Origin of the sequence: Streptomyces sp. KMM 9044 (assembly GCF_024701375.2) — a bacterium.
In the GTDB taxonomy this organism is placed as follows: Bacteria; Actinomycetota; Actinomycetes; order Streptomycetales; family Streptomycetaceae; genus Streptomyces.
In genome coordinates this window covers 2,888,761-2,914,204 of the sequence record NZ_CP113910.1, presented here as the reverse complement: position 1 = coordinate 2,914,204, position 25,444 = coordinate 2,888,761, and the positions used below count along the sequence as shown (strand labels likewise).

25 protein-coding genes and 1 pseudogene are annotated in these 25,444 nt (G+C 72.4%); 18 read left to right on the top strand and 8 right to left on the bottom strand.

Features of this window, described 5'->3' with window-relative positions; all coding sequences use genetic code 11:
• Nucleotides 1–6: 6 nt before the first annotated feature.
• From HUV60_RS12870 to HUV60_RS12860, 3 genes are all read left to right on the top strand, one after another.
• Nucleotides 7–1,272 (top strand): alpha/beta fold hydrolase, encoded by a 1,266-nt coding sequence (locus tag HUV60_RS12870; protein ID WP_257851129.1) that lies wholly within the window; start codon nucleotides 7–9, stop codon nucleotides 1,270–1,272.
• Complete coding sequence (gene tsaE, locus HUV60_RS12865) at nucleotides 1,226–1,807, top strand: tRNA (adenosine(37)-N6)-threonylcarbamoyltransferase complex ATPase subunit type 1 TsaE (RefSeq protein WP_269441180.1); 582 nt, start codon at nucleotides 1,226–1,228, stop codon at nucleotides 1,805–1,807. Before HUV60_RS12870 ends, tsaE begins: the two co-directional genes overlap by 47 nt.
• 184 nt (nucleotides 1,808–1,991) lie before the next feature.
• The gene (locus HUV60_RS12860) at nucleotides 1,992–2,183 is read left to right on the top strand and encodes a hypothetical protein (protein WP_257851130.1); all 192 of its coding nucleotides are present in this window, start codon (nucleotides 1,992–1,994) and stop codon (nucleotides 2,181–2,183) included.
• A 44-nt stretch (nucleotides 2,184–2,227) separates the two neighbouring features.
• Here HUV60_RS12860 and HUV60_RS12855 read toward each other — a convergent pair whose 3' ends face one another.
• Nucleotides 2,228–2,776 (bottom strand): hypothetical protein, encoded by a 549-nt coding sequence (locus HUV60_RS12855; RefSeq protein ID WP_257851752.1) that lies wholly within the window; start codon nucleotides 2,774–2,776, stop codon nucleotides 2,228–2,230.
• A 244-nt stretch (nucleotides 2,777–3,020) separates the two neighbouring features.
• Here HUV60_RS12855 and tsaB point away from each other — a divergent pair, with 244 nt between their 5' ends.
• The 5 genes and pseudogenes from tsaB to HUV60_RS33555 all read left to right on the top strand — a co-directional run.
• On the top strand, nucleotides 3,021–3,674 hold the full coding sequence (gene tsaB / locus HUV60_RS12850) for a tRNA (adenosine(37)-N6)-threonylcarbamoyltransferase complex dimerization subunit type 1 TsaB (protein WP_257851131.1): 654 nt from the start codon (nucleotides 3,021–3,023) through the stop codon (nucleotides 3,672–3,674).
• A gap of 38 nt (nucleotides 3,675–3,712) precedes the next feature.
• Nucleotides 3,713–4,282 carry a ribosomal protein S18-alanine N-acetyltransferase gene (gene rimI / locus HUV60_RS12845; protein WP_257851753.1) on the top strand — a complete coding sequence of 190 codons (570 nt, stop codon included), beginning with the start codon at nucleotides 3,713–3,715 and terminating at the stop codon, nucleotides 4,280–4,282.
• The gene (gene tsaD, locus HUV60_RS12840) at nucleotides 4,275–5,384 is read left to right on the top strand and encodes a tRNA (adenosine(37)-N6)-threonylcarbamoyltransferase complex transferase subunit TsaD (RefSeq protein ID WP_257851132.1); all 1,110 of its coding nucleotides are present in this window, start codon (nucleotides 4,275–4,277) and stop codon (nucleotides 5,382–5,384) included. Before rimI ends, tsaD begins: the two co-directional genes overlap by 8 nt.
• Entirely contained in the window at nucleotides 5,381–5,650 is a 270-nt protein-coding gene (locus HUV60_RS12835; protein ID WP_257851134.1) for a hypothetical protein, read from the top strand. The genes tsaD and HUV60_RS12835 overlap by 4 nt, the downstream gene beginning before the upstream one ends.
• A 729-nt stretch (nucleotides 5,651–6,379) precedes the next feature.
• A pseudogene (locus HUV60_RS33555) lies at nucleotides 6,380–6,688 on the top strand (RHS repeat-associated core domain-containing protein); the annotation flags it as partial.
• Between the two features lie 914 nt (nucleotides 6,689–7,602).
• On the opposite strand, the gene HUV60_RS12825 reads toward HUV60_RS33555, so the two are convergent.
• Nucleotides 7,603–9,915: a glycoside hydrolase family 3 N-terminal domain-containing protein gene (locus tag HUV60_RS12825; RefSeq protein WP_257851135.1), complete on the bottom strand. Its 2,313-nt coding sequence runs from the start codon at nucleotides 9,913–9,915 to the stop codon at nucleotides 7,603–7,605.
• A 201-nt stretch (nucleotides 9,916–10,116) separates the two neighbouring features.
• On the opposite strand from HUV60_RS12825, the gene HUV60_RS12820 reads away from it, so the two are divergent.
• Nucleotides 10,117–11,175, top strand: a complete 1,059-nt coding sequence (locus tag HUV60_RS12820) for a LacI family DNA-binding transcriptional regulator (protein ID WP_257851136.1) — start codon at nucleotides 10,117–10,119, stop codon at nucleotides 11,173–11,175.
• 350 nt (nucleotides 11,176–11,525) lie between these two features.
• A complete protein-coding gene (locus HUV60_RS12815; protein WP_257851755.1) occupies nucleotides 11,526–12,566 on the top strand; it encodes an LCP family protein in 1,041 nt (346 codons plus the stop codon).
• A gap of 40 nt (nucleotides 12,567–12,606) precedes the next feature.
• Here HUV60_RS12815 and HUV60_RS12810 read toward each other — a convergent pair whose 3' ends face one another.
• Entirely contained in the window at nucleotides 12,607–13,860 is a 1,254-nt protein-coding gene (locus tag HUV60_RS12810; RefSeq protein WP_443047281.1) for a THUMP-like domain-containing protein, read from the bottom strand.
• A gap of 112 nt (nucleotides 13,861–13,972) precedes the next feature.
• Here HUV60_RS12810 and HUV60_RS12805 point away from each other — a divergent pair, with 112 nt between their 5' ends.
• From HUV60_RS12805 to groL, 4 genes are all read left to right on the top strand, one after another.
• Nucleotides 13,973–14,905, top strand: a complete 933-nt coding sequence (locus HUV60_RS12805) for a polysaccharide deacetylase family protein (RefSeq protein WP_257851137.1) — start codon at nucleotides 13,973–13,975, stop codon at nucleotides 14,903–14,905.
• The gene (locus HUV60_RS12800) at nucleotides 14,902–15,669 is read left to right on the top strand and encodes a polysaccharide deacetylase family protein (protein WP_331461985.1); all 768 of its coding nucleotides are present in this window, start codon (nucleotides 14,902–14,904) and stop codon (nucleotides 15,667–15,669) included. Before HUV60_RS12805 ends, HUV60_RS12800 begins: the two co-directional genes overlap by 4 nt.
• 381 nt (nucleotides 15,670–16,050) lie before the next feature.
• Complete coding sequence (groES, locus tag HUV60_RS12795) at nucleotides 16,051–16,359, top strand: co-chaperone GroES (RefSeq protein ID WP_042165190.1); 309 nt, start codon at nucleotides 16,051–16,053, stop codon at nucleotides 16,357–16,359.
• Between the two features lie 117 nt (nucleotides 16,360–16,476).
• Complete coding sequence (gene groL / locus HUV60_RS12790; RefSeq protein ID WP_257851138.1) at nucleotides 16,477–18,102, top strand: chaperonin GroEL; 1,626 nt, start codon at nucleotides 16,477–16,479, stop codon at nucleotides 18,100–18,102.
• A gap of 261 nt (nucleotides 18,103–18,363) precedes the next feature.
• Here groL and HUV60_RS12785 read toward each other — a convergent pair whose 3' ends face one another.
• Both HUV60_RS12785 and HUV60_RS33900 read right to left on the bottom strand, forming a co-directional pair.
• Nucleotides 18,364–18,783 carry an ATP-binding protein gene (locus HUV60_RS12785; protein ID WP_257851139.1) on the bottom strand — a complete coding sequence of 140 codons (420 nt, stop codon included), beginning with the start codon at nucleotides 18,781–18,783 and terminating at the stop codon, nucleotides 18,364–18,366.
• Nucleotides 18,784–19,046: 263 nt separating this feature from the next.
• Nucleotides 19,047–19,133 (bottom strand): type II toxin-antitoxin system RelE family toxin, encoded by an 87-nt coding sequence (locus tag HUV60_RS33900; RefSeq protein WP_257851758.1) that lies wholly within the window; start codon nucleotides 19,131–19,133, stop codon nucleotides 19,047–19,049.
• Nucleotides 19,134–19,243: 110 nt separating this feature from the next.
• Here HUV60_RS33900 and HUV60_RS12775 point away from each other — a divergent pair, with 110 nt between their 5' ends.
• Complete coding sequence (locus HUV60_RS12775; RefSeq protein ID WP_257851140.1) at nucleotides 19,244–19,717, top strand: MmyB family transcriptional regulator; 474 nt, start codon at nucleotides 19,244–19,246, stop codon at nucleotides 19,715–19,717.
• A 216-nt stretch (nucleotides 19,718–19,933) separates the two neighbouring features.
• Here the strand turns inward: HUV60_RS12775 and HUV60_RS12770 are convergent, their stop codons facing one another.
• Entirely contained in the window at nucleotides 19,934–20,707 is a 774-nt protein-coding gene (locus HUV60_RS12770) for an SDR family NAD(P)-dependent oxidoreductase (protein ID WP_257851141.1), read from the bottom strand.
• A gap of 179 nt (nucleotides 20,708–20,886) precedes the next feature.
• Nucleotides 20,887–21,603 (bottom strand): MOSC domain-containing protein, encoded by a 717-nt coding sequence (locus tag HUV60_RS12765; RefSeq protein ID WP_257851142.1) that lies wholly within the window; start codon nucleotides 21,601–21,603, stop codon nucleotides 20,887–20,889.
• An 82-nt stretch (nucleotides 21,604–21,685) separates the two neighbouring features.
• On the opposite strand from HUV60_RS12765, the gene HUV60_RS12760 reads away from it, so the two are divergent.
• Nucleotides 21,686–22,582, top strand: a complete 897-nt coding sequence (locus HUV60_RS12760; RefSeq protein ID WP_257851143.1) for a LysR family transcriptional regulator — start codon at nucleotides 21,686–21,688, stop codon at nucleotides 22,580–22,582.
• A 349-nt stretch (nucleotides 22,583–22,931) separates the two neighbouring features.
• Here the strand turns inward: HUV60_RS12760 and HUV60_RS12755 are convergent, their stop codons facing one another.
• Nucleotides 22,932–23,285, bottom strand: coding sequence for a WhiB family transcriptional regulator (locus HUV60_RS12755; RefSeq protein ID WP_257851144.1), 354 nt, complete (start codon nucleotides 23,283–23,285; stop codon nucleotides 22,932–22,934).
• Nucleotides 23,286–23,665: 380 nt separating this feature from the next.
• Here HUV60_RS12755 and HUV60_RS12750 point away from each other — a divergent pair, with 380 nt between their 5' ends.
• Complete coding sequence (locus HUV60_RS12750) at nucleotides 23,666–24,277, top strand: response regulator transcription factor (protein ID WP_003948568.1); 612 nt, start codon at nucleotides 23,666–23,668, stop codon at nucleotides 24,275–24,277.
• 530 nt (nucleotides 24,278–24,807) lie between these two features.
• Nucleotides 24,808–25,395 carry a sigma-70 family RNA polymerase sigma factor gene (locus HUV60_RS12745; RefSeq protein WP_042165213.1) on the top strand — a complete coding sequence of 196 codons (588 nt, stop codon included), beginning with the start codon at nucleotides 24,808–24,810 and terminating at the stop codon, nucleotides 25,393–25,395.
• Nucleotides 25,396–25,444: the final 49 nt, after the last annotated feature.

Here is a 25,444-nt window from a genome sequence, read left to right as displayed (position 1 = left end):
CAGTACGTGAGCGAGAGCAGTGCGGAGGCTGCCCGGGACGCCGCCATGACCGCTGCCGCCTCCGTCGCCGAAGCGTCCGGTGGCTGGCGCCGGGCGACCGGGGTCGCCGGCATGGCGATAGGTGTGCTCGCCACGGGCGCCGCCGCCGGGGTCGCCATAGAGCGGATGACCGTCGGCCGGGGCATGCGCAGGAAGGCCCGGCTCGCCCTGGACTCCACGGGACCGTACGGTTCGCTGCGCGGCACCCCCGGCACGGCGTACGCCGAGGACGGCACCGAGCTGTACTACGAGGTCGACGACCCCGATCCCGACCCGGACGCCACCCCCGCGCGCCGCCGCCGGCTGTTCGGCCGCAAGCCGCCCGCCCCCGTCACCGTCGTCTTCAGCCACGGCTACTGCCTCGGCCAGGACTCCTGGCACTTCCAGCGGGCCGCGCTCAGGGGCGTCGTACGCACCGTCTACTGGGACCAGCGCAGTCATGGCCGCTCCGGGCGGGGCGCGGCCCAGGCCGAGCGGGGCGAGCCGGTCACCATCGACCAGCTGGGGCAGGACCTCAAGGCCGTCATCGACGCCGCCGCCCCCGAGGGGCCGATCGTGCTGGTCGGGCACTCCATGGGAGGCATGACGGTGATGGCCCTCGCCGACCGGTACCCCGAGCTGATACGCGAGCGGGTCGTCGGCGTCGCCCTCGTCGGCACGTCGCCGGGGAAGCTGGGCGAGGTCAATTTCGGTCTGCCCGTGGCCGGGGTCAACGCGGTGCGGCGGGTGCTGCCGGGGGTGCTGAAGGCGCTGGGGCAGCGGGCCGAGCTGGTGGAGAAGGGGCGCCGGGCCACCGTGGACCTGTTCGCCGGGATCATCAAGCGGTACTCGTTCGCGGCCCGGGACGTCGACCCGGCCGTCGCCCGGTTCGCCGAGCGGATGATCGAGTCCACCCCGATCGACGTCGTCGCCGAGTACTACCCGGCGTTCCACGAGCACGACAAGACCGAGGCACTCGTTCACTTCACCGGTCTCCCGGTGCTGGTGCTGGCAGGGGTGCACGACCTGATCACGCCCAGCGAGCACAGCGAGTCCATCGCCGGTCTGCTGCCGGACGCCGAGCTGGTGCTGGTACCGGACGCCGGGCACCTGGTCATCCTGGAGCATCCGGAAGTGGTCACCGACCGTCTCGCGGACCTGCTGGTCCGCGTGGGCGCGGTGCCCGCAGGAGCTACCGTGGGTGGTTATGGAAGCACCAGCAGCAGCGCACGACCAGGCGCACAACCGGGCTGAGCCGCAGCCGCCCGCGCCCTCCACGACCTCCGGGCCGTCCTCCTCCGCCGGGCCGTCCGTCGGGCTCACCGTCACCTCGGCCGAGCAGATGCGGGACCTGGGCCGCGCCCTCGCCGAGCTGCTGCGCGCCGGCGACCTCGTGATGCTCACCGGCGAGCTGGGCGCGGGCAAGACCACGCTGACCCGCGGGCTCGGCGAAGGGCTCGGGGTGCGGGGCGCCGTCACCTCCCCGACGTTCGTGATCGCACGCGTGCACCCGTCCCTGGGGGACGGTCCTCCGCTGGTCCACGTCGACGCGTACCGGCTGTCGGGCGGGCTGGACGAGATGGAGGACCTCGATCTCGACGTCTCGCTGCCCGAGTCGGTGATCGTCGTGGAGTGGGGCGAGGGCAGGATCGAGGAGCTGACCGACGACCGGCTCCAGATCGTCGTCCACCGCGCGGTCGGCGACACCACGGACGAGGTACGGCACGTGACGCTGACCGGCCTGGGCGACCGCTGGGCGGGCACGGACCTGAGCGCGCTGTCGGCCTGAGCGGGCGGCGGGTGCCCCGCCGCCCGTGGTGCCCGGTTTCCTGTGCCCGCGCTGTCTGTCCGCCGTGCGTTCCGACAAGGTGTCGGCAAAATGTTGCGTTCGGTGTCCCGGGCGTGGTCACATGGTATCCAGCTCGTGGTTAGGTCTGCCTAACTGCGTCCGCCCCCGGCCCCAGGAGGCGTCCATGCCGGCCACCGAGAGTTCTCGCCGGACCGAGGTGCGGCCGCAGTCGTTCGCCGGGGTGTCGATGCGTGACCTGCTGGCGGCCGGCGAGGCCGCCGCCGCGATCTCCACCCCGCCCCGCGCTCCCGAACCGCACCCGCGCCCGCAGCTCCGGCTCGCCGAGCCGGGGAACGGCCGCCGCGAGGCCGCCTGATCGCGGCGTGAGCCGCGGCTCGTGAGCCGCGGGCGGCATCGCGGCTACCGCACGACGACGACCTTGCGGCCGATGGTGGCGAACTTCCACATCGCCTCGCCGTCCGCGCGGGTTTCGCGGATACCGCCGGTGGGGACCTCCGGCTCCGGGGCCGAGCCGTCGACCGCCGCGCTGAAACCGATCGCGGTGCCGTTGTCGGTGGCGAAGCGGACGACGTGTTCGACCGGGACGCCGTCCGATCCGGTGACGGCCCCCGAGCGGGAGGTGACGTGGTAGGTGCCCGGTTCCGGGTCCACCGTGCCGGGGCTGACCGTGAAGGTGCGCCGGACCCTGCCGTCCTTCTCGACCAGCCACACCCGGTCGTCGTCCAGTGCGTACACCACCCGGATGCCCCCACCGGACCCCCGGGGCGGGCCGGTGGGGGAGCGGGAGCCCTTGTCCCGGTCGGCCTGCAGGGCCGCCGGTACGGTGCCCGCACGGGCGGCGGACCGAGTGGCCGGCGCGTTCGCGGATGCCTGGTAGCCGAGGACGCCCACCGTCAGGAGGGCCGCCGCGGTCAGCCCCGCCACGATCGCCGTGCTGTTGCCCGCCACCGCCGTCACCGCCTCTGTGCCGCTGTGCTTCTGCTTCTCTGTGCCGCTCGATGTCGCCCCGCACCGCTCACGGTCGCCCCGGCCGCTCCGCACCACCCGGTGGTGGTCTTTCGGGACGACCACAGATCGTCCCGGATCGTCCAGGATCGTCCAGGATGGTGCATACGCCGATGTGACGGTAGCAGTACGTGACCATCCGACCGGGACGTCCGACACGGGGCGCCAGGAGCCGTAGGCTGTTTGTGTGCTCCTGCTCGCTCTGGATACCGCCACCCCTGCCGTCACTGTCGCGCTGCACGACGGCGGCGACGTCATCACCTCGTCGAGTCAGGTGGATGCCCGCCGCCACGGCGAACTGCTGCTCCCGGCGATCGACCGGGTGCTCGCCGAGGCCGGCGTGAAGGCGGACGCCCTCACCGGGATCGTCGTCGGCGTCGGCCCCGGGCCGTACACCGGGCTGCGGGTCGGCCTGATGACCGCGGAGACCTTCGGGCTCGCGCTCGGTGTCCCCGTGCACGGTGTGTGCACGCTGGACGGCCTCGCGTACGCCGCGGACCTGGAAGGCCCCTTCGTCGTGGCGACCGACGCCCGCCGCAAGGAGGTCTACTGGGCGCGGTACGCCGACTCGCGTACCCGCCTCACCGACCCCGCCGTCGACCGGCCCGCCGACATCGCCGCTCAGGTCGCGGGGCTGCCCGCGGTCGGCGCAGGCGCGCTGCTGTACCCCGACACCTTCCCCAAGGCGCACGAGCCCGAGCACGTGAGTGCCGCCGCCCTCGCCCGGCTGGCCGCCGAGCGGCTGGCGGCCGGCACGGAACTGCCCGCGCCGCGGCCGCTGTACCTGCGCCGCCCCGATGCCCAGGTCCCCGAGAACTACAAGGTGGTCACCCCCAAGTGACACGAGCGACAGGGCCCGAGAAGGTCGCACTGCGTGAGATGCGCTGGTGGGACATCGAGCGGGTGTTCCAGCTGGAGCGTGAACTGTTCCCCGAGGACGCCTGGTCACGAGGGATGTTCTGGTCCGAGCTGGCCCATGCGCGCGGTCCCGCCGCGACCCGCCGTTACGTGGTCGCCGAGGAGGCCGGCCGGCTCGTCGGATACGCGGGGCTCACCTCCGCCGGCGTGGCGGCCGACGGCGGCGAGGGCACGGGCGGGGTGGCCGGGGTGGCCGACGTCCAGACCATCGCCGTCCGCCGGGACCACTGGGGCACCGGCCTCGGCGCGCGGCTGCTGACGGATCTGTTGCGGGCGGCGACCGCGTTCGAGTGCGCCGAGGTGCTGCTGGAGTGCAGAATCGACAACGTCCGGGCCCAGAAGCTGTACGAGCGCTTCGGCTTCGAGACCATCGGGGTCAGGAAGGGCTACTACCAGCCGGGGAACGTGGACGCCCTGGTGATGCGGCTGACCGATCCGTCCACCTCCGTCACCCCGGCGGCCCCGGAGACCTCCAGGGCCGCCCCCGCGAACCCCGTGAACGGCGTAGAAGGAACCAAGACCCATGGCTGACGAACCCCTGGTGCTGGGGATCGAGACCTCCTGCGACGAGACCGGTGTCGGCGTCGTCCGGGGCACCACCCTGCTGGCGGACGCCGTCGCCTCGAGCGTCGACGAGCACGCCCGCTTCGGCGGTGTCGTCCCGGAGGTCGCCTCCCGCGCCCACCTGGAGGCGATGGTGCCGACGATCGGGCGCGCGCTGAAGGAGGCCGGGGTGAGCGCCGGGGACCTGGACGGCATCGCCGTCACCGCCGGTCCGGGGCTCGCCGGTGCGCTGCTGGTCGGCGTCTCGGCGGCCAAGGCGTACGCCTACGCCCTCGGCAAGCCCCTCTACGGCGTCAACCACCTCGCCTCGCACATCTGCGTCGACCAGCTGGAACACGGGCCGCTGCCCGAGCCGACGATGGCGCTGCTGGTCTCCGGCGGTCACTCCTCGCTGCTGCTCTCCTCGGACATCACCTCCGACGTCCGCCCGATGGGCGCCACCATCGACGACGCGGCCGGCGAGGCCTTCGACAAGATCGCGCGCGTGCTCGGCCTCGGTTTCCCCGGCGGCCCGGTCATCGACCGGTACGCGCGCGAGGGCGACCCGTCCGCGATCGCGTTCCCGCGCGGGCTGACCGGGCCGCGCGACCCGGCGTACGACTTCTCCTTCTCCGGTCTGAAGACCGCGGTGGCCCGCTGGATCGAGGCCAGACGGGCGGCGGGGGAGGAGGTCCCGGTGCGTGACGTGGCGGCCTCCTTCCAGGAGGCGGTCGTGGACGTGCTCACCCGCAAGGCGGTACGCGCCTGCAAGGACGAGGGCGTCGACCATCTGATGATCGGCGGCGGAGTGGCCGCCAACACCCGGCTGCGGGCACTGGCCCAGGAGCGCTGCGAGGCGGCCGGCATCCGGCTGCGCGTACCGCGCCCGGGGCTGTGCACGGACAACGGCGCGATGGTGGCCGCCCTGGGCGCGGAAATGGTCGCCCGGGGCCGGGCGGAGTCCGACTGGGGCCTGTCCGCGGACTCCTCTCTCCCGGTGACGGAACCCCACGTACCGGGCGAGGCCCACGCCCGTGCGCACACGCACGATCACGTGCACGAGGTCGGCAAGGAGAACCTGTACTCGTGACCGTCGCGCTGATGTGGGAGGCACGGGCCGTGCCCGGCCGGGGCGAGGCACTGCTGGCCTGGGCCGGGGAGCGGCTGGGCGGACTGCCCGCCGACCCGTCCCCCCTGCGCCGGGAGACCTTCCGCGCCCCGCAGGACCGGGTCCTCGTCATCACCTGGTGGGACGCCCCGTACGACGCCGTCCTTCCCGAACTCACCGACCCGCCCGGGGACTTGGTCACCCGCGCGGTGCACCGGTGGCGCTTCGAGTCGATGACGGCGAACTGACTCCGTTCCCTTCACCGCTCGTCCACGATCGACGGGACGAGTTCACCCTTCCGGTGAAGGGGAACCGCCGTTCCTCTCCCTGCGGCTCCTGATTTGACGTGACCACGGCAAGGTCATGGTCCGGGTTTCGTGGACGGGGGAGGGACCGGATGGTTCGGCGTGCGCACGGTCGCCGGAGAACGGGCGGCTCCATCACGACGGTGGCGATCGGTGCGTCGACCGGTGCGACGGTCGGGCTGCTGTCGTTGGGAGCGCTCTCCGCCGAGGCGGTGGGTCCGGCGGGGGCGGTGGCCTCGGCGACGAGCGGCACGGCCGGGGAACCGGCCGTCGCGGCCACCGAGGAGGAAGCACTGCGGCAGGCCGGGCGCCTGGGGCGGAATGTCGAGGTGCTGTCGCTGCGCGGCGAGTCGAGCGAGGTGTACGCCACTCCCGAGGGAGGTCTGGAGGCCCGCGAGTACCTGCGTCCGGTCCGGACCCGGATCGACGGCGGGTGGAAGGCCGTCGACACGAAGCTCGCCGCCGTGGGCGGGGGCCCGGACAAGGGCATGATCGCGCGGTCGCCAAGAACTGCGCCACCACACCCGACCGCACCAGGGACGTCATCTCCGACCTGCGCACCGCCTGTGACGGCCGGCCCACAACGCCGCGCCGGCCAGGGGCGACGCCACCGCGACCGCGGTCCTCAGGTCCCACGACGGCACCACGGCCACCTACCCGGAGAGCGGCGCCATCCTCGGCGGCGGCCACACGGCCGTCCAGGCCGACGACGGCACGGTCTCCTTCACCACCGCCGACCACCACGGCACGGCACTGCTCGCCATCGACGCGGCCACACAGCAGCTCGGCCAACGCCGCACACTGCCCTTCGGCGGCCTCCGTGGTGAGGAACCGGACGACCGGCCCGGCACCAAGGGCTTCGTCGGCGGCACCCAGGACGCCTCCACGGGCCTGACCCACCTGGGCGCCCGCGAGTACGACCCGGCGGCGGGCCGGTTCCTCTCGGTCGACCCGATCATGGACCTGACGGATCCGCAGCAGATCAACGGTTACGCCTACAGCAACAACAACCCGCTCACCTTCTCCGATCCGTCGGGCCTCTACCGTGACGGGTGCAGCGTCAACAACCCGGACTCGGTCCGGGCACCGGAGAAGGGCCACGGGCCGGGCTGCACGACATCCGGCTGCTACGACAAGGACGGCGACTTCCTGTACTCGACCTCCGGCGGCGGAGGAGGCGGCGGGACCATCAAGAAGTCCCAGAACTCGCCGGCGAAGACGATCAACGTCACCGAGAAGAAGGGGACGGTCTGGATCGAGAACATCCAGGTCCCGGCCGCACGCGAACTGGCGGCGATGTTCCCGCAGTACGAGGAGAAGGACCGGATGGAGGCGTGGGCGGAGCGTAAGCGCTCCGCCCAGGGCGCCAACACGAAGGCGTTCTGCGGTGCCGCCGAGGCGCTCGGCGTCATCCACCACGAGCAGACCCTCTTCGACAGGATCGTCGTGTCTCTGGTCGCTCCCGACGCCGACTCCTGGAAGAGCTGTCTGAGCGGCGACAGCGTCAAGGCCTGCGGCTGGGCGGCGACAGACCTGCCCTGGCTGCGGGTGTTCAAGGGCGCGAAGATCGTCGAAGCCTGCAACAGCTTCGTCCCCGGCACCGAAGTCCTGCTGGCGGACGGCACCACCAGGCCCATCGGGACGTCGTCATCGGCGACAAGGCCCTGGCGGCGGACCCGAAGAGAGAGGACCGGGGTCAAGACGGTCACCGGCGAGGGACCGAAGAACCTGGTGGTGATCACCCTCACCGTCGACGGCGAGCAGGTCGGGCTCACCGCGACGGACGCCCACCCGGCCAGTTCGAAGCTGCCCCCGTACGTGCTCGACGGAGCGGAGCGGATCGACACGGAGGGTGCCGGACGCGCCGCCCGCACCCGCCTCTGCGCGTCGGGCTCCTACGCCTCCGAGACCTCCGTCCCACACAACAGTCTCCGGTCCGGTCCGGGTTCGTGGAGTGGGCCGGTGAGGGTGAGGTGTGCCGTGTGGCGTACGTCCGTGCTGGATGCGGCCAACCGGAGTTCCAGGACGCCGGGTTCGACCACGCGGCGGCCCGAGCGGTCGGTGAAGGCCGAGAGGTCCGCATGGAAGCGGAAGACCACCCGGGCCGCCGCGCCCGGGGCCAGCCGCACGCGCCGGTAGCCGATCAGGCGTACGTCGGGGCGGGTGACCGAGGCCACCGGGTCGTGCAGGTAGAGCTGCACCACCTCCGCGCCCTCGCGGTCGCCCGTGTTGCGGACGGTCAGGGAGATGTCGTACGTCCCGTCGTCCGTCGCGAGTCCGGCCGGTTCGCCGGTGCCCGTGAAGTCCGTCCACGCGAACGTCGTGTACGAGCGGCCGTGGCCGAAGGCGTACAGCGGGGTCGGGTCGAGGTTGCTGACCTCGCCCGCGAGGCCGAGCGGCGGCTGGAGGTACGTCCACGGCTGGCCGCCGGGCAGCCGTGGCACGCTCACCGGCAGCCGGCCGGACGGGTTGACGCGGCCCGACAGCACTCCCGCCACCGCCGGGCCGCCCTCCTCCCCCGGAAAGAAGGCCTGGACGACGGCGCCCAGGCGGCCCTGCCAGCGGCCGAGCGCGTACGGGCGCCCGGTGAGCAGCACCAGGACGACGGGCACACCGGTGCCGACCAGGGCGTCCAGCAGTTCGCCCTGGACGCCGGGCAGGCTCAGGTCGGTCGCGTCGCAGCCCTCGCCGGAGGTGCCGCGGCCGAACAGCCCGGCCCGGTCACCGAGGACCGCTATGCACACGTCCGCCTCGGCGGCACGGGCGACGGCCTCCTCGAAGCCGCCGGTGTCCGGGCCGGCGGTGTCGCAGCCCTCTGTGAACGTCACCTTGGCGTCGGGCAGTTCGGCGCGCAGTGCTTCCAGCACCGTCGGGATGTCGATGCCCGTCGGCTTGCCGGGGTGATGGGTGAGGACGTGGGACGGGAAGGAGTAGCAGCCCAGCATGGCCAGGGCGTCGGCCGCGCGGGGACCGACGACCGCGACCCGGGTGTCGGGGGAGAGCGGCAGCAGCCCGTCGGGGTTGTCGAGGAGGACCACCGACTCCTCGGCCAGGGTGCGGGCCAGGACGCGGTTCCCGGTGGAGTCCAGGTCGACGGGGGTGTCCGGTTCCGGGGTCCAGTCCTCGTCGAGGAGGCCCAGCTCACACTTCTGCAGCAGCACCCGGCGGGCCGCCCGGTCCACCAGCGCCTCGGGGACCTCGCCGGCCCGGACCGCGTCCAGGAGGGGCTCGCCGTAGCACTTCAGGGTGGGCAGTTCGACGTCGATGCCGGCCAGCAGCGCCGCGTGCGCCGCCTCGGCCGGGGTCGAGGCGACCCGGTGCAGGCTCTCCAGGAAGCCGATGCCGAAGTAGTCGGCGACGACCGTGCCGGTGAACCCCCAGTCCTCCCGCAGGAGACCGGTCAGCAGGGCGGGGTCGGCGGATGCGGGCACGCCGTCGGTCTCCGTGTACGCGGCCATCACCGAGCGCGCCCCGCCCTCGCGCAGCGCCATCTCGAACGGCGGCAGGGTGACGTCGGCGAACTCCCTCACGCCCGCCCGCACGGGAGCGAGATTGCGGGCGCCGGCCGAGGAGGCGTACCCGGCGAAGTGCTTGAGCGTGGCGACGACCCCGGCGGACTCCAGTCCGCGCACATAGGCGGCGCCGATGGTGCCGACCAGATACGGGTCCTCACCGATCGTCTCCTCCACCCTGCCCCAGCGCGGATCGCGCACGACGTCCAGGACCGGCGCGAGGCCCTGGTGGACGCCGACCGAACGCAGGTCGTGGCCGATGCGGTGGGCCATCTCCTCGACCAGCTCCGGATGGAAGGTGGCGCCCCAGGCCAGTGGCACCGGGTAGGCGGTGGCCTGCCAGGCGGTGAAGCCGGCCAGGCACTCCTCGTGCGCGAGGGCCGGGACGCCGAACCTGCCCGCCCGCGCGATCCGGCGCTGGGCGCGGGCCAGCGACCGTGTGCCGAGGCCCGGGTCGACGGGGGCCGTGCCGAAGGGGCGGGTGAGCTGGCCGAGGCCGTGGGTGATCAGCTCGTCCCAGTCGTAGGCGGAGGTCATGTCGTGCTGGTGCGGCGCGACTCCCTCGCCGTCCGTGTCCGCGCCCACCCACACCCCGTACAACTGGGCGGTCTTCTCCTCCAGGGTCATCCGGGCGAGCAGGTCCTCGACACGGGCGGCGGCGGGCAGGGCGGGGTCACGCCAGGGCACGGTGGTCATGAGACTCCTGTCGGGGGACGAAGGGCCCTCTCACAAAGGTTCGAAGGTTCAAAGGTTCTCTGGGGCCGCCGGGGTGGAGCCGGGTCGGCTGCGGGTTTCATCGCGACCTACGAATGTTTCGGAATGTATGGCGAATGTTCCGGGAACCTATGGCTCAGGGAACACTTCGTCAAGGGGGCCCGCAGGGATACGATCGCGGCCATGACTTCCTCGCAGCCCGCCGAAACCCGGACGCGAGGGCGCAGCGCGCAGACTGCGACCCTCGCCGAGATCGCCCGCGAGGCCGGTGTCTCGGCACCGACTGTTTCGAAGGTCCTCAACGGCCGTGCCGATGTCGCCCCCGCCACCCGGAGCCGGGTCGAGGAGTTGCTGCACGCGCACGGCTACCGGCGCCGACGCGCCGAGGCCACCCGCTCGCCCCTGCTCGACCTGGTCTTCCACGAACTGGAGAGCGCCTGGGCGATGGAGGTCATCCGGGGCGTGGAGAACGTGGCGAGGGACGCGGGGCTGAGCGTCGTGCTCTCCGAGAGCGCGGGCCGCCTCACCCCGGGGCGGACCTGGGCCGACCAGGTCGCCGCCCGCCGCCCGCACGGGGTGATCCTCGTCCTGTCCGGTCTCGACGAGTCCGGGCGGGCGCTGCTGACCAGCCGTTCCATCCCGTTCGTGGTGGTGGACCCGGCCGGTGACCCCGGCACCGACGTGCCCTCCGTCGGCGCGACCAACTGGCAGGGCGGGCTCGCCGCCACCCGGCACCTGGTCGAGCTCGGGCACACCAGGATCGGGGCGATCAGCGGGCCCTCGCAGATGATGTGCAGCCGCGCCCGCATCGACGGCTACCGGGCCGCGCTGGAGACCGGCGGACTTCCGGTGGACCCCGGGCTGGTCATGACCGGCGACTTCCACCACGAGACCGGGTACCGCCAGGGTCTCGCCCTGCTGCGCCGCCCCGACCGGCCCACCGCGGTCTTCGCCGGCAACGATCTCCAGGCGCTCGGTCTCTACGAGGCCGCGCGTGAGCTGGGCCTGCGGATTCCCGAGGACCTGAGCGTGGTGGGGTTCGACGACCTGCCGGTGGCCCGCTGGGTGGGGCCGCCGCTGACGACCGTACGGCAGCCGCTGACGGAGATGGCGGAGGCGGCGGCCAGGCTGGTCCTCGACCTCGGCAAGGGCGAGGACCCCGCGGCCGCCGCGACCCGGGTGGAGCTGGCGACGAGCCTGGTGGTGCGCAGCAGTACGGGGGCGCCGCCGGCCGGAGGGTGACGGGCGCCGGGCTCGCGGGCGTCGGCCGGGCGCTGCTCGAAGGGTGTCGTCGACGGTTTCGAAAGTTTCGGTGCGCGCGGTGGGTGAGTCCGGGCTGTGAAGTCTGAGAACTTCACAAGAAAACGGTCCGGGAGCGCTCGTTGTCATAATGCGGACTTACGTTCCTGTCTGTGACGGGACATGAGGGCCACGACGAGGGTTCCCGCGAGGGGCGAGGAGAGGAGCACGACGGGGGTCACGGTGACGGGCGCGACGAAGGCGGAAGCGAGGTGCCTTCGGACGCGTCCTCGGACCCCGCCGAGGACCCGGACATACGGACGGACCCGCCGACAGCTTCGGCGACGGACCCGGTGACGGACCCGCAGCCGGTCCGTCACCGGGCGCGGGTCCTGAAGTTCGCCGGCCTCGCGCTGGCGGGCGCGCTGGTCCTGGGCGCCGGGGCGGCCGGCTGGGCGTACTGGCAGCTGGGCGGCAACATCAGGAGCGTCGACATCAACAGCGCCCTGGGCGACGACCGCCCGCCCAGGGGAACGACGACCTCGGTCCAGGACGCTTCGGCGTCCCCCTCGGCCTCGCCCCTGCCGACGGGTTCCCTCAACCTCCTGGTGCTGGGCTCGGACTCGCGCAGCGGCGGGGAGAACCAGGAGCTCGGTGGCGGCGACAGCGGCGGGGCCCGTTCCGACACGGCCATGGTCGTCCACCTCGACGCCGGCCGGACCGCGGCGACCGTGGTCAGCATCCCGCGCGACACCCTGGTCGACCGCCCGGCCTGCCCGCTGCCGGACGGCGGGTCGACGCGGCCGGCGGCCGACGCGATGTTCAACAGCGCCTACGAGGCGGGCGGGCCGGTGTGCGCGGTGAAGACGGCCGAACTGCTCACGGGCGTCCGCATGGACCACTACGTCGAGATCGACTTCACCGGCTTCGCCCGCCTGGTCGACGCACTCGGCGGCGTCACCGTCACCACGGACGAGGACATCGACGACGACCTGAGCCGTCTGCACCTCAAAGCGGGCACCCACCACCTGGACGGCACCGAGGCCCTGGCCATGGCCCGCACCCGGTACGGCATAGCGGACGGCAGCGACCTCGGCCGCATAGGTCTCCAGCACACGCTGGTGAAGGCGCTGCTGGACCAGGCGGGGAAGCAGAGCCTGCTGACCGACCCCACCGAGCTGTACGAGATCGCCGACGCGGTCACCAGCAGCCTCACGACCGACACCGGCCTGGACTCGCTGGCCGAGCTGACCCGCTTCGCCCAGAGCCTGCAGGGGCTGTCCTCGCCCGCCGTCACCACCGTGATGATGCCGGTGCTTCCGGCGCCCTGGAACCCCAACCGGGTGGTGGCACGGCAGCCGGAGGCGGAGGAGCTGTGGGCGTCGCTGCGGTGACCCGCCCCCGCCGGAGAGAAGTCCCGGGAGCTCGAGGGCGTCAGCGCACCGGGTGCCCCAGGAGCATCGTCGGGGCGCCTGCGACACGGGTGAGGAAGACGGTGACGGACACGGTGCCGTTCGGTCTGGGGAGGGCCTTGCGGCGGAGCTCCTCCGGTTCCACCGCCGAGCCGCGCTTCTTGACGGTCAGGGTGCCGACCCGGCGTTCGCGCAGCAGCGCCTTCAGTCTCTTGACGTTGAAGGGGAGCCGGTCGGTGATCTCGTAGGCGGTGGCGTACGGCGTCGGGAGGTGTGCGTCGGCGGTGACGTACGCGATGGTCGCGTCGATCAGCCCTCCGCCGAGGTCCTGCGCGACCTCGGCGACGAGATGCGCGCGGATGACGGCGCCGTCGGGCTCGTACAGGTACCGGCCGGGCGGACGCACCGCGGGGTCGGGCAGGCCGCGGGAGAGCAGCGTGCGGGGGCCGGGCAGCAGGGTCGCGCGGATCGCCGGGGCCACCGCGCCCCCCGCCCCGGCGACCGCCCGTCCGGTGCCGAACCAGAGCACCGCCTCCTTCACGTCCCCGCCGTCCGAGATCCACTCGGCCTCGGCGTCACCGGGGACGGCCTCGTGCGGAATGCCCGGGGCGACCTTCAGGGCGGCGGCGCGGGCCGCCCCGCGGGCCGCCTCGACCGCCCAGGACAGCGGGGGCGAGCAGGCCTCGGGGTCGAAGATGCGGCCCCGGCCGCCGCGCCGGGCCGGGTCGACGAAGACGGCGTCGTACCCGGCCGTGTCCACCTCCGTGACATCGGCTTCCCGTACCTCGATCAGCGCGGCCAGGCCCAGCGCGTCCGCGTTCGCACGGGCCGCCGCCGCGGTGAGCGGGTCCCGGTCCACCGCGAGCACCCGGATCCCGGCGCGGGCCAGCGCGATCGCGTCCCCGCCGATCCCGCAGCACAGGTCGGCCACCGACGTCACGCCCAGCTCCCTCAGCCGCCGTGCCCGGTACGCCGCCACGCTCGCCCGGGTCGACTGCTCGACCCCGTTCGGCGTGAAGAACATCCGCCCGGCGTCCTGGGCCCCGAACTTCGCCGCCGCCCGCTGCCGCAGCCGGGCCTGGCCGAGCGCCGCCGAGACCAGCTCCGCCGGATGCCCACGGCGCAGCCGGGTCGCGACGGCGAGTTCCCGGGCCGGGTCGGTGTCGCGCACCTCGTCGAGGAGGGCGCGGCCCTCGGGGGTGAGGAGCAGGGCGAGGGGCGAGGCGTCGGGGGGGTGCGAGGAGGGCCGGGTGTGGGGCGCGGTGCGGTCGTTCACCGGCTCATTGTGGGCCAGGTGCGGGTCCGGTGTCGGCCAGTCGATGGACGGTGTGCCGCCGACCGCGGTGTCGGGCCGGGGCGGGAGCCGGGGACTGCGATGATCCGGCCCCATGCGAGTAGTAGGACAAAACGATAAAAGGCGGTCATGGGGCGGCGTACGGGCCGGTGTCGCCGTACTCACCCTCGCGGCCCTCGCTCCTCTCGCCGCGGGCTGCGGACAGGACTCCACCGCCCCGGCCCCGGCTGCGGGCGGACAGCAGCCCCTCCATGCGCCCCCGGCCCACGCGCTCGACTCCTACGCCACCAGACTGCACGCCGCGCACGCCGCGCGCGTGGCCGTGGCGAAGCGCTGGGGGCTCAAGCAGGTGCCTCTGGCCGCCCCGCCCGCGCCCCAGGAGAAACCCCGGATCTCCACCCGTAAGGGCTTCGAGGTCGACGGCCACCGGGAACTGGACCTCCCCCCGGTCTTCACCACCGTCCCCACCGAGGAGAAGGTCGTCTTCCTCACCATCGACGACGGTGCCGAGAAGGACCCCGCGTTCCTGCGCATGACGAGCGAGCTGAAGATCCCGTACACCGCGTTCCTCAGCGACTACGTGATCAAGGAGGACTACGGCTACTTCGAGAGGATGCAGGACCGGGGGGTCGGCCTGAACAACCACACCCTGAACCACCCGTACCTGCCCGGCCTGTCCTACGCCCGCCAGAAGCGCGAGATCTGCGGCATGCAGGACGTCATCGAGAAGCGGTACGGCGAACGCCCCGTCCTCTTCCGCCCGCCGTTCGGAAACTACAACAAGGACACCCTGCGCGCGGCGAAGTCCTGCGGCATCGAGTACGCCCCGCTGTGGAACGAGGAGGTCTTCGCCGACCGCTGGGACTACCGCGAGTGGGACAGGGAACTGCACCCCGGCGACATCGTCCTCACCCACTTCCGGGGCCGCGACGACGGGAAGGGCACCATGCCCGACATGGTCCGCCGCTTCCTGGACAAGGTCACGGCCGAGGGATACGCGGTGGGGCGTCTGGAGGACTACCTGTGACCGGGCCGGTCCGGCCGCTCCGGCGGGGGGTGGCCACGGCGGTTCTCCTGGCGGTGCTGGCGGGTTGCGACTCGGCGGGCGGCCGGCCGGCCGTGGGCCCGACCGTCCGGGCCGAGGCGGGGAAGGGCGCCGGGGGCGGCGCGGGCCGCTCGCCCCGCGGCGATCCGGGCCTCCCGCCCGTCGTCGACCACGTCCCGACCCGGGACAAGGTCGTCTTCCTGACCTACGACGACGGCGCCGAACGCGATCCCCGCTTCATCGACCTCGTACGCCGCCGCCGCCTCCCCGTCAGCATCTTCCTCACGGACAGCGTGGTGGGGCCCGGTTACGGTCACTTCGCCCGGCTGCGCTCGGTCGGCGCGAGTCTGCAGAACCACACCCTCGACCACCCCGCCCTGCGCGGCCTGCCCTACGCCGGTCAGCGCGCCGAGATCTGCGGCCAGCAGCGCAAGCTCAGGGCCCGCTTCGGTATCCGCCCCCACCTGTTCCGCCCGCCCCACGGCACGTACGACACCACGACCCTCAGGGCCGCCGGCGACTGCGGCATCACGGCGGTCGTGCTCTGGCGGGTCACCCTGGAGGGTGACGGCACCCTCACGTACACCCGCGGCGCGCACCGCCTGACGCCCGGCGACATCATCTCCGTCCCCGCGGGCGGGACTCCGGCCCTGACCCTGGAGGAGCGGACGACGCGGCTGCTGCGCGAGCTGGCGGAGAGAGGGCTGAGGGTCGGGAGGCTGGAGGACCACGTCCGGCGCCCTTGAGTCCTCCTGCGGTCACCGACGGGCACCGCTCGCCGGCCGGCCCGTCCGGGTGCCCCCCGCTCGTGGAACGGGGGGAGAGGCCGGGGGCGAGGCCGTTCGGGCCGGAACGGGGGTCCGGGGGGCGGAAGCCCCAGGGGACGATCACTCGAACACAAGCCCGGTTTCCGGGTCGGCGTACAGGGGAATCCCGGCGACGCCGCGCAGTGAATTGGCACTCCGCTTGACCGAGTGCTAATCGCGGTCATAGTCTCAGGTCTGGCACTCCCCACTGGAGAGTGCCAACACAGCGACGGGCAGGTCCGGCACCCGCGACGACGGATCGACCTGGTCGCCACCTCAGACAGTTAACCCCGTGAGATCTCCGAAGGGGGAGGTCGGATCGTGACGACCGCCAGCTCCAAGGTTGCCATCAAGCCGCTCGAGGACCGCATTGTGGTCCAGCCGCTCGACGCCGAACAGACCACGGCTTCGGGCCTGGTCATTCCGGACACGGCGAAGGAGAAGCCCCAGGAGGGCGTTGTCCTGGCCGCCGGCCCCGGCCGCATCGAGGACGGCAAGCGCGTCGAACTCGACGTGAACGTCGGCGACGTCGTGCTCTACAGCAAGTACGGCGGCACCGAGGTGAAGTACAACGGCGAGGAATACCTCGTCCTCTCGGCCCGCGACGTTCTCGCGATCATCGAGAAGTAAGTCACCTCGTAGCAGATTTGCTCCGAACTGCGCCCCTGGTCCCGACACGCTTCCTGAGCCGGGCGCCCGGGGCGCAGTGTTTTCTCACCCCAGATTTCCGAGAGGGCTCCCGCTGCCATGGCGAAGATCCTGAAGTTCGACGAGGACGCCCGTCGCGCCCTTGAGCGCGGCGTCAACAAGCTTGCCGACACGGTGAAGGTGACGATCGGCCCCAAGGGCCGCAACGTCGTCATCGACAAGAAGTTCGGCGCCCCCACCATCACCAACGACGGTGTCACGATCGCCCGCGAGGTCGAGGTCGACGACCCGTTCGAGAACCTCGGTGCCCAGCTGGTCAAGGAGGTGGCGACCAAGACCAACGACATCGCGGGTGACGGTACGACCACCGCGACCGTGCTGGCCCAGGCCCTGGTCCGCGAGGGCCTGCGCAACGTCGCCGCCGGCGCCTCCCCGGCCGCCCTGAAGAAGGGCATCGACGCCGCCGTCGCCGCGGTCTCCGAGGACCTCCTCGCCTCGGCCCGCCCGATCGACGAGAAGTCCGACATCGCCGCCGTCGCCGGGCTGTCCGCCCAGGACCAGCAGGTCGGCGAGCTCATCGCCGAGGCGATGGACAAGGTCGGCAAGGACGGTGTCATCACCGTGGAGGAGTCCAACACCTTCGGTCTGGAGCTGGACTTCACCGAGGGCATGGCCTTCGACAAGGGCTACCTGTCTCCGTACTTCGTGACGGACCAGGAGCGCATGGAAGCCGTCCTGGACGACCCGTACATCCTCATCACGCAGGGCAAGATCGGCTCCATCGCCGAGCTGCTGCCGCTGCTGGAGAAGGTCATCCAGGCCAACTCCTCCAAGCCGCTGCTGATCATCGCCGAGGACGTCGAGGGCGAGGCCCTGTCGACCCTGGTCGTCAACAAGATCCGCGGCACGTTCAACGCCGTCGCGGTCAAGGCCCCCGGCTTCGGTGACCGCCGCAAGGCGATGCTGCAGGACATGGCCGTCCTCACCGGCGCCACGGTCGTCTCCGAGGAGGTCGGCCTCAAGCTCGACCAGGTCGGCCTGGACGTGCTGGGCTCCGCCCGCCGCGTCACCGTCACCAAGGACGACACCACGATCGTCGACGGCGGCGGCAAGAAGGAGGACGTGACCGGTCGCATCGGCCAGATCAAGGCCGAGATCGAGTCCACGGACTCCGACTGGGACCGCGAGAAGCTCCAGGAGCGCCTCGCGAAGCTGGCCGGCGGCGTGTGCGTCATCAAGGTCGGTGCCGCCACCGAGGTGGAGCTGAAGGAGAAGAAGCACCGTCTGGAGGACGCCATCTCCGCGACCCGCGCCGCGGTCGAGGAGGGCATTGTCTCCGGTGGTGGCTCCGCGCTCGTCCACGCCGTCAAGGTCCTCGAGGGCAACCTCGGCAAGACCGGCGACGAGGCCACCGGTGTCGCGGTCGTCCGCCGCGCCGCCGTCGAGCCGCTGCGCTGGATCGCCGAGAACGCCGGCCTCGAGGGCTACGTCATCACCTCCAAGGTCGCCGAGCTCGAGAAGGGCAGCGGCTTCAACGCCGCCACCGGCGAGTACGGTGACCTGGTCAAGGCCGGCGTCATCGACCCGGTCAAGGTCACCCGCTCCGCCCTGGAGAACGCCGCCTCCATCGCCTCCCTCCTCCTGACGACCGAGACCCTGGTCGTCGAGAAGAAGGAAGAGGAGGAGCCGGCCGCCGGTGGTCACGGCCACGGCCACTCCCACTGAGCACCACACGCGACGGACGTCGGTAACCGACGCCGGTAGCAGACACGGAGGCCCGGCACCGCTGCCCAGCGGCGCCGGGCCTCCGTGCTGCGCCCGTCTCGCAGTCGGTGTTGATGCCGGTATCGATGCCAGTGCCCTGGGCCACGCTCGGCGCAGGGGATTCTTCGACGACCTTGCGCTGCCGGAGGAGCGGGCCGGTGAGCGGGCCGGTGAGCGGGCTGTGTTGGTGTCCTTGGGACCGCCCGGAGAGGACGAGGGGCGCTATGCGCCGCCCGTCGACCGGTTCGCACCCGCGCGGGTGCCGCAGCGGGAAGTCGTCGGCCGAGCCCCGTGCCGTCGTCGACGTGGCGACGCTGCGTGCCGCGTCGGGCCGGGCGCTCGAGGTGTGGCCGGACCTCGACCCGCCGGAGCCCGCACAGCAGTTCCCGGCCGCTCGGCGACGCCCCACTCCTCGACGAGTGCCGAGACGAGGGCAAGGCCCCGGCCGCCCCCTGCGAGCGGTTCACCGTCCGGCGCCGGGACGGGCAGCCGCTCACCGCGCGCGTCGCTCACCTCCACGCGTACCCGGGCCCCCTCCGTGTTCCTGCTGAGCCGCAGCTCGGCGTCCCGGCCGGGAATCCGGCCGTGGGTGACGGCGTCGGCGGCCAGCTCGGCCACGACCAGCTCGACGGTGTCGTGCACCGGGCTGCCGTAGGTCCAGCCCTATGCGCCCGTCTGCCGGGAGGTGAGGCGCCGGGCGAGCCGAGCCCCGCGGGGGGCGGAGAAGCGGAGGGTGAGGGCCCTCTGCTCGGCGAAGGGAGGGCGGAAGCAGCCGGTCGCTGCCGCTGGGGGAACTCGTCATGCCCCGGAGATCCCGTGGCAGCAACCCCGTTCACCAGGCCCGACGCCCCACAGCGGCGCTCTGTGGAAGCGGCGGGTGAGGGTGTCGGAGCCGGCGGGGCTCCTTAGGGAACCTGACGGTAGACCTCGCGACGGTTGCCCACGGTCAGGACCCACACGATGAGCCCACCGTCCTCGACGGTGTGGACCACCCGGTGGTCACCGACCCTGAGCCGCCACCGGGCGTTGTGCCCTCCGAGGGCCTTGACGTCGAACGCCGCGGTGTCCCCGCATCCATCGCTCTCTGGAGTTCGGTCAGACGGTGCAGGATGCGCAGGGCGTCGGGACACGCGCTCCTCGCGTCCCACCTTCCCCGCCGGACGCCCCCCGGCGTCCCGAGGACCGCCCCAGTCTGTCCCGGCTCGCCTTCCTCGACCCGCACGTGCGCGATCTGTACGTCGACTGTCCGGCCCAGGCCCAGGCGGTCGTGGGCACCCTGCGGGCCACGGCAGGACGCCATCCCGATGACGCTCTGCTCGCCGCTCTCATCGACGAACTCACCATGCTCAGAGCGGAGTTCTCCACCCTGTGGGCCGACCACCCCGTCCAGCCGTGCGCTGTCAGCGACTACGGGATACGCCATCCCCCGGTCGGCACCCTCACGGTCACCCAGCGCAGCATGAGCCTGCCGGACCGGGACCAGCTCATCATCATGAGCACGGCGACACCGGGGTCCGTCTCACAGGCGGCCCTGACACTGCTGGCTCAGGCCGCGGCTTCCGCCGTCGCCGGCTGAGAACCCTCGTATGCGGCTTTGGACGACCGGGCCCTCTGGTCCGGCCGTGTCAGCACGGTGGCCGGGACGATCTCCATGGTCGCCGGCGGTGCGGCGATCATCGCCGCCCTCGTCCCTGGTGGCCGGCCCGTCGCCGCGGTCCTCCTGCGATCACGCGGTGCCGGCCCCCGAAGGCCACACCGCCCCCTCGGATCGAAACAGGGGGAGCCTTCGCCGTCACCGCGGTCCGTACTTCCGCCCCGACCGCGAGGTGAGCCCGCCCAGCATGCCCCGCGGTACCAGCTTCGCCGCCCCCATCAGCGCCTTGTAGCGCGGGTCCGGGATCGACACCGTCCTGCCACGGGCCAGGTCGGCGAGGGCGGCCTCGGCCACCTTGTCCGCGTCCAGCCACATCCAGTTCGGGATGTTGTCCGTCCCCATCCCCGCACGCTCATGGAACTCGGTGCGTACGAACCCGGGGCACAGCGCCATCAGGCGGACGCCGTTGCCCGCCAGGTCCTGCGCCGCGCCCTGGGTGAACTGCACGACCCACGCCTTGGACGCCCCGTAGGTCCCGCGCGGCACGAAGGCCGCGGTCGAGGCGACGTTCACCACGCCCCCGCGCCCGCGCTCCCGCATCGCCTCCACCGCAGCCGTCGTCAGCCGGAGCACCGCCTCGCAGTGCACCTTGAGCATCCTCAGCTCGTCCGCCACGGAGACCTCGAGGTACCGGCCCTTGTTACCGAAACCCGCGTTGTTGACCAGCAGGTCGACGGGGTTCCTGCGATCGCCCAACCGTTCGGCCACCGCCTCGATGCCCTTGTCCTCGGACAAATCGGCCGACAGCACCTCCGCCTCGATACCGTGACGGTCGTGAAGCTCGGTCGCCTGCTCCCGGAGCCTGCCGAGGTCGCGGGCCACCAGCACCAGGTCGTGCCCGTCGGCCGCCAGCCGCCGCGCGAACGCGGCACCGATCCCGGCTGTCGAACCCGTAATCAGAGCGGTTGTCATGGCCCAAGACTAGTTACCCGGAGTCCGGGCGTCCGGTCGGCACCGCCGCCCCGGCCGGTGCACTGAAGCTTGGCCGGATCAGTCACCCCCATGTCCGCCCCTCCACCCGCCCCCGCCTTCCTGCCCTGCGGCCGGTACCCGGCGGCCGGGCAGGGCAGCCGGTGTGCGGTGGCTGTACGTCAGGAGCCCGGATCCGCCACGTACTTCTCCCCGGACCGCTCCTCGTTCCCCTCCCCGTACTTCTCCTTGTGCTTCCGTGCCCTCGCCAGTGCCTCCGGGTGGAGAGCGTCGCCCGCCGCCAGCAGCAGCGGCAGCAGAGTCTGCTCGGTCGTCGCCGCCCGGAACTGCAGAGCGACCGTCACCTCGTGACCCGGCCGGTGCACGATCTGTATCGCGTCGCCCGCCCGTATCTCACCGGGCCGGATCACCCGCAGGTACGCGCCCGGTGCGCCGCGCTGCGTGAACCGCTTCACCCAGCCCTTCTCACCCAGATGGCCCTGGAAGGTGCGGCAGGGGATGCGACCGGAGGTGACCTCCAGCACCACCTCGGATCCGACGGCCCACCGCTCGCCGATCCGGGCGCCGGACAGGTCGACTCCCTCCGTGGTGAGGTTCTCGCCGAACGAGCCGTTCGGCAGCGTGCGGCCCAGCGCGCCTTCCCACTCGTCGAGGTCCTCGCGGGCCATCGCGTACACCGCTTGGTCATCGCCCCCGTGGTGCCGCGTCCCGCACACCGAGTCCCCGGCCAGTCCGCTCGCGCCGAACCCCTTCGGCCCCGGCGCCGCCACCCGCACCGGCGTGTCCACCGGCTGCTTGTCAATACCGGTCATGCCCTGGGGGTGGTCCGTGTACGGCACGGCCTTGGGGCGACCCAGATTCACAGACAGAAGCTTCATGAGGGCGCACCGTAGGCGATGCCGGATCAAAGCGTCGAACGGATATCCAGTGCCCCGCCCAAGGACGGCTTATCCTTGGAGTGTGATCGAAGCCCGTCATCTCCGCGTGCTGCGCGCCGTGGCCACCACCGGTTCGTTCTCCGCGGCGGCCAGGGAGCTGGGCTGCACCCAGCCCGCCGTCAGCCAGCAGATGAAGGCGCTGGAGGTGTCCGTCGGCACGCCGCTGCTGGTCCGCACCGGACGGGAGATGCGCATGACGCAGGCCGGGGACGCGCTGGTGCGTCATGCCGCCGGCGTCCTCGCCGGGCTGACGGCCGCCGAGGAGGAGGTCGCCGCCATCGCCGGGCTGAGGGCGGGGCGGGTACGGCTCGTGTCCTTTCCCAGCGGTAGCTCGACGCTCGTCCCGACAGCCCTCGCCGCGCTCCGCGACGCACACCCGGGCACCCGTGTCTCCCTGGAGGAGGCCGAACCGCCCCGGTCCGTCGAGATGCTGCGCGGGGGCGACTGCGACGTGGCCCTCGCCTTCCGCTACGAAGGGGCGTCGGGCGCCGAGGAGTGGGACGACCTCGTCGTGCGGCCGCTGCTCACGGACCGGCTCGTGGGGCTTGTGCCCGAGCGGCACCCGCTGGCGCACGCGGAGTCCCTGTCCATAGGGGAACTCGCCGAGGAGCCGTGGATCGCCGGCTGTCCGCGCTGCCGGGGGCAACTGGTCGAGGTGTGCGAGTCGGCCGGTTTCACTCCGCGCATCGACTTCGCGACCGACGACTACCCCGCGGTCGCGGGACTGGTGGGCGCGGAGCTCGGGGTGGCCGTCCTGCCCCAGCTTGCCGTCGACTCCGTACGGCCCAGGGGTGTGCGTACCGTCACCCTGGAGCCCGCGGTGCGGCGGGAGATCGTCGCCCTGACCCTCCCCGACCTGGCCCGGGTGCCCGCGGTCGGCGCGACGCTCGACCAACTGGCGCGTGCGGGCGGCTGCTAGCTCCCTCCTCCGCGGGTCACTCTTTTGCACAGTCTCCGAGCTTGATCACGGTTCTGGAGCGGTCGTGCTTCGGCGGGTTCTGCACCGCGGACCGCTGCGCTGATCGGTGGCTGACCAGCTGTGATCAGTTGATCTTCCCGAATGGGCGACCTGTGGAGGATGGGGCTGGCCGGTACCCCCGGTACCCCCGGTACCCCCGGTACCCCCGGTACCCCCGGTACCCCCGGTACTCGCGGGCGGCCGACACTCCACCGTCCTGTCCTGCTCCGTCCTGCTCCGCTCTGGAACCTCCTGCGAAAAACGAAAAACGCGAAGGGTGCGCGCGTGCCCGATGTGAAGAAACGTTCCTTCAGGTGTTCGAGGCGACGTGCTCGCCGGTCGTCGCGACCGACGCGGGCGCCGGCGGCGGGGTCGACACCAATCGGTGGCGCGCCCGGCCCATCAGTTCCTCGCGCTCGTCCTCGGTCAGTCCGCCCCACACGCCGTACGGCTCGCGTACGGCCAGCGCGTGGGCGGCGCACTCGGCGCGTACCGGACACCTCGTGCAGACCTCTTTGGCCGAGTGCTCGCGAGCGCTTCGTGCCGCACCCCGTTCGCCCTCGGGGTGGAAGAAGAGCGAGCTGTCCACCCCGCGGCACGCGGCCAGGAGCTGCCAGTCCCACAGGTCCGCGTTCGGTCCTGGAAGGCGGGAGAAATCTGCCATTGCGTGACCCCTTGTAGCCGTTCTGGGTGGATCCGGTGCCCACGACCGTACAACTACGATCAAAGGAGATGAAAATATGACTCATTGCGAATCTAGTCTCAGACACCAGCAAATGGGAAGAAAAAGGTCCGAACGGGGCACGGGTTGTGATGAAAGTTCGAGGGTGCGCCGCGCGCGTCTGCACCGTGTCCGCCCCCTCACGTAGAGTGCCGAAGTCGGCAGGCGGCCCCGTAACTCTTTCGGGTGACCGTCGTTGAGAGTGCGAGGCGGTTGAAGGAACAAGCGCTCGGGCAGGTGTCCGAAGCGGTCGACCGCACAGGTGACGATTTCGTACCAGCCTGGAGGCTCAAGGTGACGCGCATCAGCTGCGGAGGGCGGTCATGACTTCCGTCCTCGTCTGCGACGACTCCCCGCTTGCCCGAGAGGCGCTTCGCCGCGCGGTCGCGACCGTGCCCGGCGTCGAGCGCGTGACGACGGCTGCCAACGGCGAGGAAGTGCTCCGCCGCTGGGGAGCCGACCGCTCGGACCTGATTCTGATGGACGTGCGCATGCCCGGCCTGGGTGGTGTCGAGACCGTCCGGCGGCTGCTGTCCGCCGATCCCGGCGCACGGATCATCATGCTCACCGTCGCCGAGGACCTCGACGGCGTGGCACTCGCGGTGGCCGCCGGCGCCCGCGGCTACCTGCACAAGGACGCCTCCCGCGCGGAGTTGCGCGCGACGGTCACGCAGGCTCTCGCCGACCCGACCTGGCGGCTCGCCCCGCGGCGGCTGCGTTCGGCGGAGATGGGCGCCGCGCCCACGCTCACCGCGCGTGAGATCCAGGTCCTCGAGGGCATGAGCCACGGCCGCTCCAACGCCGAGATCGGCCGCGAGCTGTTCCTCTCCGAGGACACCGTCAAGACGCACGCCCGGCGGCTCTTCAAGAAGCTCGGCGCGTCGGACCGGGCCCACGCGGTGGCGCTCGGATTCCGGTGGGGCCTGGTGCGCTAGGACCTGTCCTTTGGACCGGACCGGACCGGACCGGCTTCGGTGCACGGCATCGAGCGGTGGCCGGCGGGTGGGGGGGGGGCACGCGGGAGCGCCCGCCGCCCGGACCGCACCCGCCAGGACCGCGCAGGTGTGGGTCGCTCCCGCGCGGGAGGGCGCCGGACGCGGGCGGCGACCCTGGTGCGGGCCGCCGTCACCCAGCAGGTCGCGGCCGCTGCCCAGGCAGGGCACGTACCGCGCAGGGCGGCCCCGGAGCGATCCGGACGCAGGTCCTGCGGGAGTCCGCGCGCACCTCGTCGGCAGAGGCGTGAAACGCCTGGTCCACCAGGGTGCCGAAGCCGGTTGCCGAGTGCCCTGTGCCTGTTTCGCCGCGGATGACGCATCCTTGAGGTGTGGAGTTCCTCGGGGACAAGTCGGTCGAGCGGAAGGGGAGGGCGCAGGCGATGAGTTCCGGCGCACCTGCTCATAACGCTTCGGTGCACAACAACGGGCGGGGTGCCGTGGAGCCGACGCCCGCAGGGCACCATGGACCGATGCGCGACGACGAGGCGGGCACGGCCCGCGGGGCGATCGGTGCGCTCGTCCACCGCGCCGTCGACGGAGACGAGCAGGCCACGCACGATCTGCTCGCCCACGTCCACCCCCTGGCGCTGCGGTACTGCCGCACCAGGCTGTCCCGGCTCCCGGGCGACGCCCGGCACTTCGTCGAGGACCTCGCCCAGGAGGTCTGCGTAGCGGTGCTCCTCGCGCTGCCCCGCTACAGGGACACCGGCCGCCCGTTCGAGGCGTTCGTCTTCGCCATCGCCGCACACAAGGTCGCCGACCTGCAGCGGGCCGCCATGCGCCATCCCGGACTGACGGCCGTGCCCTCCGACGAGATGCCCGAGCGTCCCGACGACTCCCTCGGCCCGGAGGAGCGCGCTCTGCTCAGCAGCGACGCCGAGTGGGCCAAGAAGCTGATGGCCAACCTGCCCGAGAACCAGCGCGAGCTGCTTCTGCTGCGGATCGCCGTGGGCCTCACGGCGGAGGAGACCGGCCAGATGTTGGGAATGTCACCCGGTGCCGTCCGGGTCGCCCAGCACCGCGCCCTGAGCCGGCTGCGCGCGCTGGCGGAGCAGTGACCGCCGCCGACACCGTCCGCCGACCGGCCGCCCCTCGCGGAACTGAACG

What these genes read in the sequence shown, in the direction of transcription:
- HUV60_RS12820 (WP_257851136.1), top strand. Translation starts at nt 10,117, where the DNA reads ATGACTTCCTCGCAGCCCGCCGAAACCCGGACGCGAGGGCGCAGCGCG.
- HUV60_RS12860 (WP_257851130.1), top strand. Translation starts at nt 1,992, where the DNA reads ATGCCGGCCACCGAGAGTTCTCGCCGGACCGAGGTGCGGCCGCAGTCG.
- tsaD (WP_257851132.1), top strand. Translation starts at nt 4,275, where the DNA reads ATGGCTGACGAACCCCTGGTGCTGGGGATCGAGACCTCCTGCGACGAG.
- HUV60_RS12805 (WP_257851137.1), top strand. Translation starts at nt 13,973, where the DNA reads ATGCGAGTAGTAGGACAAAACGATAAAAGGCGGTCATGGGGCGGCGTA.
- HUV60_RS12755 (WP_257851144.1), bottom strand. Translation starts at nt 23,285, where the DNA reads ATGGCAGATTTCTCCCGCCTTCCAGGACCGAACGCGGACCTGTGGGAC.
- groL (WP_257851138.1), top strand. Translation starts at nt 16,477, where the DNA reads ATGGCGAAGATCCTGAAGTTCGACGAGGACGCCCGTCGCGCCCTTGAG.
- HUV60_RS12770 (WP_257851141.1), bottom strand. Translation starts at nt 20,707, where the DNA reads ATGACAACCGCTCTGATTACGGGTTCGACAGCCGGGATCGGTGCCGCG.
- rimI (WP_257851753.1), top strand. Translation starts at nt 3,713, where the DNA reads ATGCGCTGGTGGGACATCGAGCGGGTGTTCCAGCTGGAGCGTGAACTG.
- tsaE (WP_269441180.1), top strand. Translation starts at nt 1,226, where the DNA reads ATGGAAGCACCAGCAGCAGCGCACGACCAGGCGCACAACCGGGCTGAG.
- HUV60_RS12825 (WP_257851135.1), bottom strand. Translation starts at nt 9,915, where the DNA reads ATGACCACCGTGCCCTGGCGTGACCCCGCCCTGCCCGCCGCCGCCCGT.
- HUV60_RS12745 (WP_042165213.1), top strand. Translation starts at nt 24,808, where the DNA reads ATGCGCGACGACGAGGCGGGCACGGCCCGCGGGGCGATCGGTGCGCTC.
- HUV60_RS12750 (WP_003948568.1), top strand. Translation starts at nt 23,666, where the DNA reads ATGACTTCCGTCCTCGTCTGCGACGACTCCCCGCTTGCCCGAGAGGCG.
- HUV60_RS12765 (WP_257851142.1), bottom strand. Translation starts at nt 21,603, where the DNA reads ATGAAGCTTCTGTCTGTGAATCTGGGTCGCCCCAAGGCCGTGCCGTAC.